This is a genomic window from Stutzerimonas sp. NM35, assembly GCF_054604355.1.
The window spans coordinates 3239025-3255544 of record NZ_CM137728.1 but is presented as its reverse complement, the minus strand read 5'-3'; the positions used below and the strand labels follow the sequence as shown (position 1 = coordinate 3255544).

General features: G+C 65.7%; 9 protein-coding genes. 7 read left to right on the top strand and 2 right to left on the bottom strand.

Features of this window, described 5'->3' with window-relative positions; genetic code table 11:
- Positions 1-38 precede the first annotated feature (38 nt).
- On the top strand, positions 39-1004 hold the full coding sequence (locus tag ACYCFC_RS15005) for a TAXI family TRAP transporter solute-binding subunit (RefSeq protein WP_181082480.1): 966 nt from the start codon (positions 39-41) through the stop codon (positions 1002-1004).
- Positions 1005-1115: 111 nt separating this feature from the next.
- Positions 1116-3710 carry a TRAP transporter permease gene (locus ACYCFC_RS15000; RefSeq protein ID WP_181082479.1) on the top strand — a complete coding sequence of 865 codons (2595 nt, stop codon included), beginning with the start codon at positions 1116-1118 and terminating at the stop codon, positions 3708-3710.
- A gap of 54 nt (positions 3711-3764) precedes the next feature.
- Here the strand turns inward: ACYCFC_RS15000 and ACYCFC_RS14995 are convergent, their stop codons facing one another.
- Positions 3765-5450: a Na/Pi cotransporter family protein gene (locus tag ACYCFC_RS14995; RefSeq protein WP_459654008.1), complete on the bottom strand. Its 1686-nt coding sequence runs from the start codon at positions 5448-5450 to the stop codon at positions 3765-3767.
- A 186-nt stretch (positions 5451-5636) separates the two neighbouring features.
- Positions 5637-6527 carry a cache domain-containing protein gene (locus ACYCFC_RS14990; protein WP_459652092.1) on the bottom strand — a complete coding sequence of 297 codons (891 nt, stop codon included), beginning with the start codon at positions 6525-6527 and terminating at the stop codon, positions 5637-5639.
- Between the two features lie 218 nt (positions 6528-6745).
- On the opposite strand from ACYCFC_RS14990, the gene recC reads away from it, so the two are divergent.
- Genes recC through recD form a run of 5 tightly spaced genes read left to right on the top strand, consistent with a single transcriptional unit; the run spans position 6746 to position 16369 of the window.
- The gene (gene recC, locus ACYCFC_RS14985; protein ID WP_459652091.1) at positions 6746-10132 is read left to right on the top strand and encodes an exodeoxyribonuclease V subunit gamma; all 3387 of its coding nucleotides are present in this window, start codon (positions 6746-6748) and stop codon (positions 10130-10132) included.
- Positions 10129-10791 (top strand): ATP-binding protein, encoded by a 663-nt coding sequence (locus tag ACYCFC_RS14980; protein WP_181082476.1) that lies wholly within the window; start codon positions 10129-10131, stop codon positions 10789-10791. Before recC ends, ACYCFC_RS14980 begins: the two co-directional genes overlap by 4 nt.
- 46 nt (positions 10792-10837) lie before the next feature.
- The gene (locus ACYCFC_RS14975) at positions 10838-10972 is read left to right on the top strand and encodes a hypothetical protein (RefSeq protein WP_258189233.1); all 135 of its coding nucleotides are present in this window, start codon (positions 10838-10840) and stop codon (positions 10970-10972) included.
- Entirely contained in the window at positions 10962-14513 is a 3552-nt protein-coding gene (gene recB, locus ACYCFC_RS14970) for an exodeoxyribonuclease V subunit beta (RefSeq protein ID WP_459652090.1), read from the top strand. Before ACYCFC_RS14975 ends, recB begins: the two co-directional genes overlap by 11 nt.
- Positions 14513-16369: an exodeoxyribonuclease V subunit alpha gene (gene recD / locus ACYCFC_RS14965; RefSeq protein ID WP_459652089.1), complete on the top strand. Its 1857-nt coding sequence runs from the start codon at positions 14513-14515 to the stop codon at positions 16367-16369. The genes recB and recD overlap by 1 nt, the downstream gene beginning before the upstream one ends.
- The last annotated feature ends 151 nt before the right edge of the window (positions 16370-16520 follow it).

The following is a 16520-nucleotide window of genomic DNA, read 5'->3' as shown; positions in this document are numbered from 1 at the left end:
GTGGGACAAATCCAAAACAACCAATAAGGAGTGAATCCATGAAAGGCAAATCCTTGGCATGGATATTTTCCGCCGCGTTGGCGGGGACTGGTCTGAGCGGCATGGCTCAGGCGCAAGAGCGATTCGTCACCATCGGCACTGGCGGCCAGACCGGCGTTTATTACGTGGCCGGCCAGTCGATCTGCCGCTTCGTCAATCGCAATGCCGAAAACCTCAAGTGCAACGCGCCGGCCAGCGGTGGCGGTGTTGCCAACGTCAACGGCCTGCGTAGCGGCGAGTTCAACTTCGGCATCATGCAGTCGGACCATCAATACAAGGCGATGGAAGGCATTGCACCGTTCGAGAAAGAAGGTGCGATGGGTGATCTGCGTGCAGTCTTCTCCCTGCAGAGCGAAGTGTTTACCGTTCTCGCTCGCCGCGATGCCAACATCAAGGGGCTGGACGACCTGAAGGGCAAGCGCGTCAACATCGGTAATCCGGGTTCGGGCCAGCGCGATACGCTCGAAGAGATCATGCAGGTCAAGGGTTGGGACAAGTCGGTCTACAGCCTTGCCTCCGAACTCAAGCCGGCCGAGCAGGCCAGCGCCCTGAGCGACAACAACATCGACGCCATGACCTACTTCGTCGGGCATCCCAACGGCGCCATCCAGGAAGCGACCACTACCGTCGATGCCGTGCTGGTGCCGATTACCGGCGAGGCGATCGACAAACTGCTGGCCGAGAAAACCTACTACACCAAGGCCGAGATCCCCGGCGGGCTGTACAAGGGCAATGACTCGGCTACCCAATCCATCGGCGGCAAGGCAGTGCTGTCGACCAGCGCCAAGGTCGATGCCGACGTGGTCTATCAGCTGGTCAAGTCGGTGTTCGAGAACATCGACCGCTTCCAGCGCCTGCACCCGGCGTTCAAGGATCTCAAGCCCGAGGACATGATCAAGGTCGGCCTGACCGCGCCGCTGCATGAAGGTGCCGAGCGTTACTACAAGGAGCGTGGCTGGCTGTAACAGCCAGAGCCTGACGGCGCATGCCGCCAGGCCTGCAGCTCAGTGCATCGTGAAACCCGTGGCCAGACGGCCACGGGTTTTGCCGTTTCCGTTCCCCAACAGGCCTGCCCCATGCAAGACAAAGAACTCTCCACCGAAGAGCTGATCGCTCAGGATGTCGGCGCAAGATTGCCCGACGGGCTGATGGCCCATGTCATCGCCGGGCTGGCGCTGCTCTGGTCGCTATTCCAGTTGTGGATTGCCTCGCCGCTGCCGTACATCTTTCGCATTGGCGTACTCAACGATACCGAAACGCGGGCCATCCATCTGGCATTCGCGTTGTTGCTGGCATTTCTCGCCTATCCCGCCTTCAAGCGCTCGCCGCGTAATCGTGTGCCATTGGTGGATATCGCCCTGGGCCTGGTCGCAGCTGCGAGTGCCGCCTATCTGTTCATCTTCTACCAGCAGCTGGCGTTGCGGCCAGGCAGTCTGACTACCGCTGACCTGGTGACTGCCTGCATTGGTATCCCGCTGCTGCTGGAGGCGACGCGTCGTGCGCTCGGCCCGCCATTGGCAATCATTGCCCTGGTATTCCTGATCTACAGCCTGGCCGGACCTTATATGCCCGGCTTCCTGGCCCATCGCGGAGTGAGTTTCACCGCGCTGGCCAACCACCAGTGGATCACCACCGAAGGCGTATTCGGCATCGCCCTGGGGGTATCCACCAGCTTCGTCTTCCTTTTCGTGCTGTTCGGCGCATTGCTCGAGCGTGCCGGCGCCGGCCACTACTTCATTCAACTGGCCTTCAGCCTGCTTGGGCACATGCGGGGTGGGCCGGCGAAGGCGGCGGTAGTCGCCTCGGGCATGACCGGACTGATCTCCGGCTCGTCCATCGCCAACGTGGTGACCACCGGTACCTTCACCATTCCGATGATGAAGAAGGTCGGCTTCAGCAAGGAGAGAGCCGGTGCGGTGGAGGTGGCTTCTTCGGTCAATGGCCAGATCATGCCGCCGGTGATGGGAGCGGCGGCATTCCTGATGGTCGAGTACGTGGGCATGCCCTATGTCGAGATCATCAAGCATGCCTTCCTGCCCGCGGCGATTTCCTATATTGCGCTGCTCTACATCGTGCATCTCGAAGCGCTCAAGCAGAACATGCAGCGTATCGGCAATCACCAGCCCAAGCCTTGGCTGCGTCGTCTGACCGGCTTCGCTTTCGGTGCCGCGTTGATCTCCGGCCTTTCGCTGGCGGTGTACTACGGCCTCGGTTGGCTCAAGCCGGCGCTTGGCGACTACGCGCTACCGGGCATCTCGGTGCTGCTGGCGATTGTCTATCTGGCGCTGCTCAAGGTTGCTGCAAGTAATCCGCCCCTGCCGTCTGAAGACCCGGACAAGCCATTGACGGAGTTGCCGCAGACGCGCGCCGTACTGCTGTCGGGCCTGCATTTCCTGCTGCCGGTAGTCGTGCTGGTCTGGTGTCTGATGATCGAGCGTCTGTCGCCTGGCCTTTCGGCGTTCTGGGGTTCGGTGATGCTGGTGATCATCCTGCTGACCCAGCGTCCACTGCTGTCCTGGTTGCGCGGTGACGGCGGCGTGACTCACGGCACTGCGCTGGACGGATTGATCGATCTGCGTGAAGGGATGATCGCCGGTGCGCGCAACATGATCGGCATTGGCATCGCCACGGCGGCGGCGGGTGTCATCGTCGGTGCGGTGTCACAGACCGGTGTCGGCCTGGTGCTGGCGGATCTGGTCGAGTTGCTGTCGATGGGTAATCTGCTGCTGATGCTGGTGCTGGTCGCCATTTTCAGCCTGATCCTCGGTATGGGCTTGCCGACTACCGCCAACTACATCGTGGTATCCAGCCTGCTGGCGCCAGTGGTAGTCGCGCTCGGCCAGCAGAACGGGCTGATCGTGCCGCTGATTGCGGTGCACCTGTTCGTCTTCTATTTCGGCATCATGGCCGACGTGACGCCGCCGGTGGGGCTGGCCTCGTTCGCAGCCGCCGCGGTATCCAAGGGCGACCCGATCAGGACCGGGATCCAGGCGTTCTACTACAGCCTGCGTACGGCGGCGCTACCCTTCCTGTTCATCTTCAATACCGACCTGCTGCTGATCGATGTGAGTTTCTGGCATGGGGTGTTGATCTTCTTCGTCGCCACCGGGGCGATGCTGGTTTTCGCTGCCGGCACCCAGGGCTTTTTCCTGGTGCGCAGCCGCTGGTACGAAAGCGTGCTGCTGTTGCTGGTGGCCTTCACTCTGTTCCGTCCCGGTTTCTGGATGGACATCGTGCACGATCCCTACCAGGATATTCCGCCGGCGGAGCTGGTGCAGGCACTCGATGCAGTGGATCCGGATAGCCAGCTGCGTATGCGTATTCGCGGCGAGGATGCGGTGGGCGATCCCCGCGAGTTCAGCCTGCTACTGGCCATTCCTGATGGCGAGACGGGTGAGGAAAAGCTCGAAAAGATCGGCCTGACGACCTATGAAGAAGACGGCAAGGTACTGATCGACAGCGTGGCTTTTGGCAGTGTCGCGGCCGATCTGGGACTGGAGTTCGATCAGGAAATCCTGGTAGTGCGCGCGCCGACCGACCGCTGGGCCAAGGAGTGGATGTGGCTTCCAGGTCTTATGCTGTTCGGCCTGGTTGTGTGGATGCAGCGGCGGCGTGCTGCCACCCGGACGCCGAACGCCGGCGGCACGGGCCAGCCTCCCCAGCCGAGCTGAGTGGACGGGCGACCTGCGAAGGTTCGCGCAGGTCGCCCGCTGCCGATGCGAGGCCTACAAGGCTGCACCATCCGCTGATGCACCTGGCGCCATCGGGTTTTCGGCTCTTTCGTCACGTTTGCCGGCCTGCGGTACCGAGCCTGCTTCGATGGCGGCATAGGCCGGGCTGCAGAACAGCGAGTTGAGCCGTTTCATGTCGGCAATCAGCTCCAGGTGAGTGGCGCTGGTATCGATGCTTTCCATGACGCGGTGGTGCAGACGATGGACGTGAGCGTGGGCCAGCTCCCGTTCACGTTTGCGAAACTGGCGTTTCTGCTCCAGCAGTTGCCTTGCACTCTGAGGGTCGCTGGAGAGGAACACGGACAGGCCCAGGCGCAAATTCGCACTCAGCAGGGCGTGTAACCGATTCAACTCTTCCAGCCCGTCATGGGAAAAGGAGCGTCGTTTGGCGGTCTTGATGCGCTGAATCTTGCCCAGCATGTGCTCGATGATGTCACCAGCCTGTTCGAGGTTGATCGTCAACTCGATGATTTCTGCCCAGCGCCGTCCTTCCTGTTCAGCCAGGTCTTCGCGCGGCATGCGGGCCAGATAGAGCTTCACGCCGCTGTATAGCGCATCGACGTCGTCATCCATGCGGCGGATTTCTTCGCCGGATTCGGGCCGGTCATCGCGCAGAACATCCTGCAGGCGCGCCAGCATGTGCTCGACCAGGTCACCGATGCGCAACGTTTCACGCGCGGCATTCGCCAGCGCCAGGCTTGGGGTGTCGAGAGCGGCGGAGTCCAGATACCGCGGCTGCGCGATGCCGGTAACCGTTTCACGTTCCGGTAGCAGGTACTCGCAGAGCCGGGCCATAAGCCCCACGGTGGGCAGCAACGCCAGGCAGCGCAGGGTGTTGTAAGCCAGATGGAAGCCGATGACCTGGGTCTGCGCGCTGTAGCCGAGAGTGCCCATCCATTCCACCAGCGGCCCGAGAAAGGGCAGCACCGCCAATCCCGCGAGCTTGTAGAGCAGGTTACCCAGCGCCACGCGACGGGCCGGCGCAGGTTGCAGGCTGGCGTTCAGCCAGGCGAGAACGCCGCTGCCGATATTCGCGCCGATGACCACGCCCAGCGCGACCGGCAGACCGATCAGGCCGGCACTGGCCAGGGTCGCGGTCAGCAGCACGGCGGCCAGGCTGGAATAGGAAAGCAGTGCGAACGCGGCGCCGACCACTACTGCCAGCAGGGTGTCGCCAGCCAGGGAAGAAAACAGCACTCGCATGCCGCGCGCCTCGGTGATCGGCGTGGCCGTGGAGACGATCAGCTGCAGCGCGAGAATGATCAGCCCCAGGCCGATGAGTACACGACCGAGCTGGCCCGCGCGGGACTGCTTGCGCGAGAGGAACAGGCAGACGCCAATCAGGGTGAACAGTGGCGACAGCCAGGAAAGATCGAGTGTCAGCACCCGGGCCATGAGCGCCGTGCCCACGTCCGCGCCGAGCATCACGGCCAGCGCGGAGGGCAGCGACATCAGGCCCTGTGCAACGAACGAGATGGCCAGCAGCGCGGTGGCATTGCTGCTTTGCACCAGGGCGGTGACGCCGATGCCGGCGCCAAAGGCCAGCGGCGAGTAGCCGGTGCTCTGGCCGAGCAGGCGCCGCAGGTGCGAGCCATACACCCGCATGATCCCGGTACGCACGATGTGCGTTCCCCAGACCAGCAGAGCAATGGAAGAAAGCAGGTGCAGCAGCGTCAGCATCGACTCGGCTCCGGCTGTTCGATGATCAATGGCCTCAGCCCGCCAGACCACGGCGGCAGCGAACTGAGGGATATAGAGATTGACCATCGCCCGGAGGCGGCTGTTCACATGATTGTCATCTGCGTTTATCAGAAATGCGCAAATGGATCGACAACAGCCGGATAGCTGCAGGCGCGTTCAGGAGGATCAGTTGGCCGAGTAGTAGCCGACGCCGAGCAGCACGTCGTCGAACCGCTGGATCAGCGAATGCTTGCGTTCCACGGCATTGGTGGCCGGATTGCGCCAGACGTAATCGACGGTGCCGGTGCCCTTGTCCCTGGCCAGCGCGATCATCTGCTTGAACAGCGGTGTACCGGCGGCGTCATTGATTTCCCGCACGTCGACGCCGACCAGATTCGGCGAGGCGCCGCTGGCGCGGTATTTGCCATCCTCCAGGCCGATGACGAAGACATATTCATCATTGATGACGAAACCGCCCTGGGGATCGTTGAAGGTCCTGAACGCGGCTTCGCTGCCCGACTGCTTCATCAGCGCAACAGCCTTGTCGAGCATCCTGCGCGCCTGTTCGGCCGAGGCGCGCGGGATGTAATAGCCGACGGCGAGAATATGCTCGCCGACCTTGCGGAACTGGCTCACCTTGTCTTCCACTCTGTTGTCGACCGGGTTGAGCCAGTGATAGGCCACCGTGCCGCTATCGGCTGTCCTGGCCTTGTCCAGGATCTCGCGCATGAAGGGCTTGCCGGCGGCATCCGTAAGATCCAGCACGTTCAGGCCCACCAGCGCGCGGGAGGCGCCGTTGCTGGAAAGCATGGTGCCGTCGAGGCCGAGGGTGAACAGGTAGTACTCGCCATCGACGAAGCCGCCCTTGCGGTCATTGAATGCTGCCAGCGACTGCTCGGGGCCATTGCTTTGCAAATGAGTGACAGCACGCTCGAGCAGGTTGCTGGCCTGTCGGGCCTCGTTACGCTCGACCGAACCCTTGGCCGGGGCGGTATCGGCGGTGGCCTGGGCGAGCGGCGCTGCACTCAGTAGCGCGCCGAGCGAGAAGACCAACAGGTTTCTGTTATTCAGTTTCATCGATTGCTCCTGGCCAGCGGGCCGGTGACAGCGTGCTTGGGATTACCTGGAGTCATCCTATTGCTCCATAGGAGAATTGGTATTGATCACAAGAACAGGAAAGGCTGTGCGAAAGGAGTAGGGCGCTTTCTTCACAGCCATGGAGAGCTGATCGGCAGGCCCGCTGACACAGCGCTTCTTGCTACCCTTGCGCACTGATTTCAGCGAAGCCGCCGCCCATGCTCAGCCTCTATCACGCTCCCGATCTGGAAACCCTTGGCGAACTGGCCACCACGCTGCTGGCCAAGCCATTGGCCGATCCCTTCGCGCCGGCGCTGGTGGTGGTGCCGAGCCAGGGCATGGGGCGCTGGCTGACGCTGGAATTGGCGCGCAAGCAGGGCATCGCCATGCAACTGGACACGCAGCTGCCGGCCCGTTTCGTCTGGGACCTGAGCCGAACGGTGCTTGGCCAGCTCCCCGAGCAGTCGGCCTTCGCCCTGCAAACCCTGACCTGGCGCCTCTACGACTGGCTGTGCGAACCGGCCAACCTCGATCTGGCGCCACGTCTGGCGCAGTATCTGAAAGGTGGCGACGAGCGGCGGCGGCTGTCGCTGGCGGCGAAGATCGCCGATACCTTCGACCAGTACCTGCTCTACCGCGACGACTGGCTGGCCGCCTGGGAGCGCGGCGAAACCCTCGACCTCGGCCCCGACGAGGGCTGGCAGGCGCTGCTCTGGCATGCGCTGACCAAGGATGGCCACCCGCACCGCGCGCGTCTGCTCGGCGATCTGCTGCAGCGGCTGTATCGCGACGAGCCGTTGCCCGGCCTGCCCGAGCGCCTGCTGGTGTTCGGCATCAGCAGCCTGCCGCCGCATCACCTGCGGGTGCTCGACGGCCTGGCGCGGCATATCGACGTGGTGGTCTGCGCGCTCAACCCGAGCCGCGAGGCCTGGGGCGATATCCGCGATATTCGCGAGCTGGCGAAGCAGTCGCACGGTTCCGGGCGGTTGGGGAGCGTAGCGAGCGCAGAGCAGGCGAGGCAAAGCTCGGCGAGGGAGCGGAGTGTACAGGCCGTACATGAGCATCCCGAGCCGGGCTTTAACGAAGCTTCCTCAAGCGCAGTAGCTCCCCAGCCGTCCGGCGCGGAGGATTGGTATCTCGATGTCGGCCATCCATTGCTTGCGAGTCTGGGCAAGCAGGGCCGTGATTTCTTCGATGCGCTGTTCAGCCTCGACGGCGAGGAATTCGGGCTGTATTCCGCCGACGAAGACCTGCGCGACGACAGCCTGCTGCACGCCCTGCAGCATGACATCCTGCGTCTGCACACACGCCATCCTGAAGAACGCCTGACGCTGGCCGACGATGACCGCTCGCTGGAAATGCATATCGCCCATTCGCCCCTGCGCGAAGTGGAAATCCTCCATGACCAGTTGCTCGCGCGCTTTGCCGCCGACCCCACGCTGAGTCCCGACCAGGTGGTGGTGCTGACGCCGGACATCGAACGTTACGCACCCTTTATCGAAGCCGTCTTCGCCGCCCGCGAAGGCGTGCCGCGCATTCCCTACAGCCTGGCCGACCGCAGCCTGCGGGCCGAGGTGCCGCTGATCGAGGCCTTCCTCGAACTGCTGATGCTGGCGCAAAGCCGCTTCGCCGCCGAGGAAATCCTCGCCTGGCTGGAGCAGCCGGCCATCGCCCGCCGCGCCGGCATCGAAAGCGAAGACCTGCCGCTGCTGCGCGACTGGCTGCGCGAGGCCGGCGTGCGCTGGGGCCGCGATGGCGGGCAGCGGGCACGCCTGGGCCTGCCGGACGAAGCGGCCTTCACTTGGCGCCAAGGCCTGGATCGCCTGCTGCTGGGCTTCGCCGCACCGCCGCAACTGGCCGGCAATGGCGCGCCGCTGCTGGGCGAGCATTGGCCGCTGGATGCTCTGGAAGGCGCGCGCGGGCAACTGCTGGGGCGGCTGGTGGCGTTCGTCGAGCGGCTCGGTCAGCTCGCCGACCAGCTGGCGCGGCCACGGCCTCTGGCCGAGTGGGCGGATGACCTGCAACGGCTGATCGACAGCCTGTTCGATGAACGCGAGGCCGGCGATACCCTGCTGGTACTGTCCCAGGCCTGCACCGCGCTGCGCGAACAGGCGCTCGCCGCCGAACTGACCCGGTCCATCGAGCTGGAACTGGTGCATCAGCAACTCAGTGCCGCGCTGCAACAGGGCGGCGGCGCCTCGGGCTTTCTCACCGGCGCGGTGACCTTCGGCACCATGGTGCCGATGCGCAGCCTGCCGTTCCGCCTGGTCTGCCTGCTGGGGCTGGACGATGGCGTCTTTCCACGGCGCACGCCGCCGTCGGGGTTCGACCTGATCGGTCGTCATCCGCGCCGTGGCGACCGCGCGCGGCGCCTGGATGATCGCTACCTGCTGCTGGAAACCCTGCTCTCGGCGCGCGATGCCCTGTACCTGTCCTATGTCGGGCGCGACCCGCGTGACAACGCTCAGTTGCCGCCCTCGGTGCTGCTCAGCGAAGTGCTGGAAGCCGTCGACCTGACCGCGATCCTGGCCGATGGCGGCAAGGCCAGTGCGCGCATCGGCATCGCCCATCCGCTGCAGCCTTTCGCACCGGGCAATTTCGCCAGCGGCGGTTTTTCGGGGGCCTGGTTTCGTGCCGCCCAGCGACTGGCCGAGCCGCCGCAGCTGCCGCCGCCATTCGCCAGTCGCCTGGCCGAGCCGGATGCAGCCTGGCTGACCATCGAGCCCTCGCAGCTGCTGCAATGCTTCCGCCATCCGTCGCGCTTTCTGCTGGAGCAGCGTCTCGGTCTGCGTCTGGCCGATAACCGTGAGGCGCTGGCCAGCGATGAGCCATTCGAGCTGGAAATGCCCGCCTGGAACGGCCTGCGACGCATGTCGCTGCAAGCGCTGGAGTACGGCTGGAGCGATGACGAGGAGCGCCGCATGGCCTGCGCCGCCGGCTGGCTGCCGCCCGGTGAAGTCGGCCAGGCGCTGTGGGGCAAGCTGCGTGGCCCGGTGCGCGCCTTCGCGCCACGGCTGTTCGAGCTGCGCCCGAGCGAGGTGCCGCAGCCGCTGCCGGTGGATATCACTCTGGCCGGCGTGCGCATCCACGGCTGGCTCGATGGTGTCACGCCGGGTGGTTTGTTCGGCTGGAAACTCGGTCGCCTCGGTGAATGGGACCTGGCGCCGTTCTGGCTGCGTCATTTGCTGCTCAACCTTGCCGCCACGCCGGGTATCGAGCGCAACAGCCTGCTGCTGTCGCCATCAGGCGACTGGCAGCTGGGGCCGCTGGCGAACGCCGCCGAATTGCTGGAACCCTGGCTCATGGCCTATCGCGAGGTCATCTGCGAACCGCTGCCGTTGCTGCCGCGCAGCAGCCATGCCTTCGCCAAGGGTTATCGCAACCCCAGCCGCGGCAGCGAACCGCTCGACACGGCGCGCAAACGCGCCCGCGAAGCCTGGCTCGGCGCCGAGTTCAGCCCCATCGAAGGCGAGAGCCTGGACCCCTGGAATGCCCTGGCCTTCCGCGACCGTGAGCCACTGGATGAGCGCTTCGAGATGCTGGCCGAACAGCTGATGGGGCCGATTCTGGATGCGCTGGCACAATGCGGAGCCGATGAGGAATGATCCGCGCTTTCGTTGAACGTCCCGTTTTCCCGGTCGCGCTCGCCCTGCAGCCCGATCTGCGGCCAACTGCGCCTGCCCAGGACGATACGCCGCTGCATCAGGCACTGCGCGAGGCACTGGTCAACACCCTGGTGCATGCCGACTACTCGGATCGCGCCTCGGTGCGCATCATCAAGCGCCCGTCCGGCTTCGAGTTTCGCAACCCCGGATTGTTGCGGGTGCCGGCCAAGGCGGCGCTGCAGGGGGGAGAGAGCGACTGCCGCAACCGCACGCTGCAGCAGATGTTTCTGATGATCAATCTGGGTGAGCGCGCCGGCTCCGGTTTGCCGAAAATCCGTGAGGCCTGGCAGGCCGCAGGTGGCCAGCTGGAGCTGAACGACAGTTTCGAGCCCTATGACCAGACGTCGCTGCGGATGGAATGGCAAGACACTGCGGAGCCGGAAATACCGGAGAAAACTTCGGAGAAAACGACCGAAGACACGGCGGCTCGCATCCTTGCTCTGCTACGTGGCGAACCTACTCTGAGTGCGCGCAAACTCGCGCAGCAGCTGCAGTTGAGTGCGCGGGCTGTTGAATTGCAATTGGCCAAGCTCAAGTCCAGCGGCAAACTGCACCGCATCGGCCCGGCGAAGGGCGGGCACTGGCAGGTGATCGAATGAGCTGTGGACTGACAAGCGGCTGTGTGCATGGATCAAGGATCGAGCAATGACCGAAGACCCGCTTGAAAAAGAAGCACTGCAATGGTTCGGCGCGCTGGGCTATAGCAAGAAACGGCGCGACGGGTGCTGGAGCAGGCTGCCAAACGTTGTGAAACCTGGTTGTGACGCCCATGCATCTTGAACTCGATCTGCTCGATTCGCCCTTCGACGGTCGCCGGCTGATCGAAGCCAGCGCCGGCACCGGCAAGACCTGGACGCTCACCGCGCTCTACGCCCGGCTGTTGCTGGAACGGCAGCTGTCGGTGGGGCAGATTCTGGTCGTCACCTACACCACCGCCGCCACTGCCGAGTTGCGCGAGCGCATCCGTGCGCGGCTGGCCGAACTGCTGGCGGTCTACGAGGGCACGCCAAGCGAGGACGCCTTTCTCAACCGCCTGCATGCCCGCCATCCCGACGAGGCTTCGCGGCGGCGCTTGCTGCTGGCGGTGCATGGCTTCGACGAGGCGGCAATCTTCACCATCCACGGTTTCTGTCAGCGCGCCCTGCAGGACGCCGCCTTCGAGGCCGGTGGTGATTTCGACAGCGAGCTGACCGCCGATGACCGCGAGATCATCGATGCACTGCTGGCCGATGCCTGGCGCAGCGAGCTGGCAGAGGCCGATCCGGCCTGGGCACGCTTTCTGGTCAAGCAGAAGATCACTCCGGCATGGTTGCGCCAGCGCCTGCGCAGCCACCTGGGCAAACCCTATCTGCGGGTCGAGCCGCATGAGCCGCCGGTGCTGGCTGACCTGTCCGCCATCGAGCCGGCCTGGCAGCGCGCCGCCGCGCTCTGGCAGGCGACGGGCAGGGCCTGGATCGACGAGCTGCACGCCCACGGTGGTCTCAGCCAGAGCACACACAAGAGCATCAAATTCGAACCCTGGGCGAGTGAGCTGGATGCCTGGTTCGCCGACCCGGCGGCGATCTACGATGCGCCAGACGGCCTGCTCAAGTTCGGCGCCCGCGCCTTGAGCAAGGCCTGCAAGAAGGGCCACACAGCGCCCCTGTGCGAGCTGGCCGAGGCGCTGGACGCGCTGAGCGACGCGCTGGCTGAAGCGCTGCCGGCGGGTAAGCAACGGCTGATCGCGTTGCAGGTGGCGTTGCTGGAACGGCTCAATTGCGAGCTGCCCGAGCGCAAGGCGGCGCAGCGTCTGCTGGCTTTCGACGACCTGCTCAATCGCCTCGATCAGGCGCTGCAGGGGCCGGTGGGCGATGAGCTGGCGACCTCCCTGCGCGGCACCTACCCGCTGGCGCTGATCGATGAATTCCAGGACACCGACCCGATCCAGTACGCCATCTTCGACCGTATCTACGCCAGGGGCAGCGAAGCCTCGCTGTGTTTCGTCGGCGACCCCAAGCAGGCCATCTATGCCTTCCGTGGCGCGGACCTGGCGACCTATATCAAGGCCCGCGAACAGGCCGAAGCGCCCTACAACCTGCCGACCAACTACCGTTCGACGCCGCAACTGATCGACGCGCTGAACCGGCTGTTCGATCATCCGCAGCCGTTTGCCCAAGCGGATCTGCAATACCCGCCGGTGGGCGCCGCCGATAAGCTGCGCGCGACCCTGCGTCTGGACGAAGAGAGCGCCGCCGCGCCGCTGTCGCTGGTCTGGCTCGACGACGACGCCCTGAACAAGGCCGAGGCAGCCGGGCTGGCGGCCAGCGATTGCGCGCGGCGCATCGCCCTGCAACTGGCGGCTGCCGCCGAAGGTCGTGCCGGTTTCGATCGGGATGGCCAGTTCACCCCGCTCAAGGGAGGCGATATCGCCGTGCTGGTGGCCAACCATCGCCAGGCCGGGATGATCGCCGACGAGCTGGCCGCGCGCGGTGTGCCCAGCGTGCGCCGGGGGCGCGACAGCGTCTGGGGCAGCGAGGAAGCTGGCGAGCTGGCCGCCGTGCTGGCCGCCTATGCCGAGCCGGGTCGCGAAGGCCTGCTGCGCTACGCCCTGGCCACGCGATTGCTGGGCCGCAGCGCCGCCGATCTGGCCCGCTGCCAGGACGATCAGCAGCAATGTGATGCCGAGCGCGAAGCCGCCGAGCGTTACCACCAGCTCTGGCAGCAGCAGGGTTTCATGCGTGTGTTCCGCGCCTGGCTGGACGAACAGGCGGTGGCTGAACGCCTGCTGGCGCGGGTCGATGGCGAACGGCGGCTGACCAACCTGCTGCATCTCGGCGAACTGCTGCAGGCCGAAAGCCTGCTGCGTCCGGGGCTCGAACCCCTGCTGAGCTGGTTCAACGCCCAGCGCGGCAGCGAGGGAGCTGGCGAGGATGCCCTGCTGCGGCTGGAAAGCGATGCCGAGCGGGTGCAGATCGTCACCATCCACACCAGCAAGGGGCTGGAGTACCCGCTGGTGTTCTGCCCCTTCCTCTGGGACGGCAGGCTGCTGGGCAAGCACCGCGACAGCGCCCGTTGCCATGACGAACAGGGCCATCCGCTGCTGGACCTGGGCAGTACCGAGCTGGAGGAAAACCTGCAGCGCGCGCGTCGGGAAATCTTCGCCGAGCAGCTGCGCCTGGCCTATGTGGCGCTGACCCGCGCGCGCGACCGGCTCTGGTTGCACTGGGGGCCGGTGGCGCTGCCGCAGGCGAAGAAGGACGGCAGCCTGCCGGAAGAGGGGCTGCATAGCAGCGCCCTGGCCTGGCTGCTGCACGGTCGCGCTCTGTCTGGCGAGCAACCGTTGCATGAACTGGGCACGCACCTGGCCGGGCTGAACGGCGCCAGCCTGCGTGCCGCCATCGAGCGTCTGGTGGATGAAAGCGGAGGCACGCTGGCCTGCCTGCCACTGGAAACCCGCGAAAGCAGCGCCCAGGGGCCGGGCCGCGCGACAGCGCCCCGGCAGCTGTCGCAGCTCAACCGCAGCCTCTACAGCGCCTGGCGCATCGGCAGCTTCTCCGGTCTGGCCGCCGGCATGCACATGGAAGCCCCGGATCGCGATGCCCTGGCCATGCCCGATGCCGCCGAGCCGGGCAGCGGCTTCTTCGCCTTCCCCCGTGGCGCCCGCGCCGGCACTTGCCTGCACGCCATCCTTGAAGACTGGGTGCGCGGCAAGGGCACACTGGCGGAACGGGTCGAAGCGGGCCTGCAGGCCTACGGGTTACCCGCCGACTGGCAGGACATTGCCTGCCAGCAGTTGCAGCAGGTGCTGGATACCGATCTGAATGGTGCGGGAATGTCCCTTGCGAGCCTGCAGCCGACGCGGCGATTGCCGGAACTGAGCTTCACCTTCCCGGTGCGCCAGCTCGATGTCAGCCGCCTGCGTGCGCTGCTGAGCGATCCGGCCAGCGGCCTGCCCGCGCCCCTGCGCGAGGCGGCGGCACGCTTGGAGTTCGATACCCTGCGCGGCTTTCTCAAGGGCTTTATCGACCTGACCTTTGAGCACGACGGGCGCTGGTACATCGCCGATTACAAGTCCAACTGGCTCGGCCCGGACGCCAGCTACTACGGCGGCGAACGGCTGTTGCAGGCGCTGGCGGGCGAGCACTATTACCTGCAATACCTGATCTATCTGGTCGCCCTGCGGCGTTTCCTGCGCCAGCGACTGGCCGACTTCCGTGACGAGCAACTGGGCGGCGCCTTCTACCTGTTCCTGCGTGGCATGCCCACAGCCGGCGTCTACTTCGCCCGCCCCGACGATGTGCTGCTCGACGCGCTGGACCGCCTGTTCGAGGAGGGCAACTGATGCAAACGAGTCTGCCGGCTCTCAATTTTTCGGAGCAGCCCCTTGGCCCGCTGGAGCGTGCCTTCGTCGCCAGCCTGCAACGCCTCGATCCCGATGTGCCGGAAGCGGTGCTGCTCGCCGCCGCGCTGTGCTGCGAGGCGCTGGGCCGGGGCGATGTCTGCCTGCCGCTGGCACGCTTCGCCGGCAGGCAACCCTGGCCAGACAGCGAGACGAGCCTGCCGCCGCTGGCTATCTGGCGCGAACAACTGCAGGGCTCGCCGCTGGTCGGCAGGCCGGGCGATTACGCGCCGCTGATCCTCGACGCCGGACGCCTGTATCTCGCTCGTTACCAGGCCTACGAACAGCAGCTCGCCGAACAGCTGCTGGCGCGTGCCGCCGATGTGCCGGAGGTGGCTGAGGCGCAACTGAGCGACAGCCTGGCGCGGCTGTTCGCCTTCAACCAGCAGAGCCCCGACTGGCAGCGACTGGCGGCGGCGCAGGCGGTACGCCGGCGGCTGGCGGTGATCTCCGGTGGCCCCGGCACCGGCAAGACCACCACCGTGGTGCGTCTGCTGGCGGCGCTGCTGGAGCAACCGGGCAGCGAGCGGTTCGCCATCGGCCTGGCCGCACCCACCGGCAAGGCGGCGGCGCGCATGGCCGAGGCGATCCGCAATGCCAAGGCCAACCTGCCGGTCAGCGATGCGATCAAGGCGGCGTTGCCCGACGAGGCACGCACCCTGCACCGGCTGCTCGGCAGTCGCGGCGACAGCCCCAGGGTGCGCCACGACGCGGCCAATCCGTTGCCACTGGACGTGCTGGTGGTGGATGAAGCGTCCATGGTCGATCTGGCGCTGATGGCCAAGCTGGTCGCGGCCCTGCCACCGAAGGCGCGGCTGATCCTGCTCGGCGACAAGGACCAGCTCGCCGCCGTGGAAGCCGGCGCGGTGTTCGCCGAACTCTGCGAAGGGCGTGGCTTCGATGCCCGGGCCGCCCGCGAACTGCAACGCATCACCGGCCAGCCCGTACCGCAGGAATCCCCGCGTTCACGGCTGGGCGATGCCGTGGTGCTGCTGACCCATAGCCACCGCTTCGCCGGTGACAGCGGCATCGGCGAGCTGGCGCGGCGGATCAATGACGGCGATGCCAGCGGCGTTCAGGCGCTGCTGCGGGAAAGTCGCCCGGACCTGGCCTGGAATCCGGCGCCCAGCGCCACGGCCCTCGTCGAGCGTCTCGAACAGGGCTATGCCCCTTATCTGCAGGCCGCGCGGCAGGCCGATCCGGCGGCGGCCTTCGCCGCATTCAACGGCTTTCGTGCCCTGACCGCCCAGCGCGAAGGTGCTTTCGGCGTCAGCGGCCTCAACGAGGCGCTGGAAACGCGGCTCAAGCGCCGCCTCGGCGTAGCCACCCGCGAACGCTGGTATCCGGGCCGTGCGGTGATGGTGCGGCAGAACGACTACGCGCTCGGCCTGTTCAATGGCGATATCGGCCTGTGCCTGATGAGCGGGCAGGGCCTGCGCGTCTACTTCGAGGGCGACGAAGGCTATCGCGCCTTCGCTCCGGCGCGCCTGCCGAGCCACGACAGCGCCTTCGCCATGACCGTGCACAAGAGCCAGGGCTCGGAATTCGCTGAAGTGCTGCTGGCGCTGCCGGAACACTCCGGCCCGCTGCTGACCCGCTCGCTGTTCTACACCGGCATTACTCGCGCCAGAGACAAGGTTGAAATCTGGGCATTGCCGGCGCGCCTGAAGGAGGCCGTAAGCACCCGCGCCGAACGCGCCGCCGGGCTGGCGCAGAGGTTGGCGCTGAATGAGCCGCAAGCGCAGGAGAACGAGGTGAAGAAGAGTGCCGAGCAGGGGCAGCAGTTGGGTTTGTTTTAGGAATGCTCTGATGCCCGCGTGGGCTTCAGCTGATTTCGCGTCTTGCGGGCTGAGAAAAGGCTCGGGATTCGTAGGGCCGAACGTGTTCGGCCTGTGTGAATCCATGGCCGAATGAATTGGCTATGTCCCCGTTACGTGTTGCTGGAGCAAC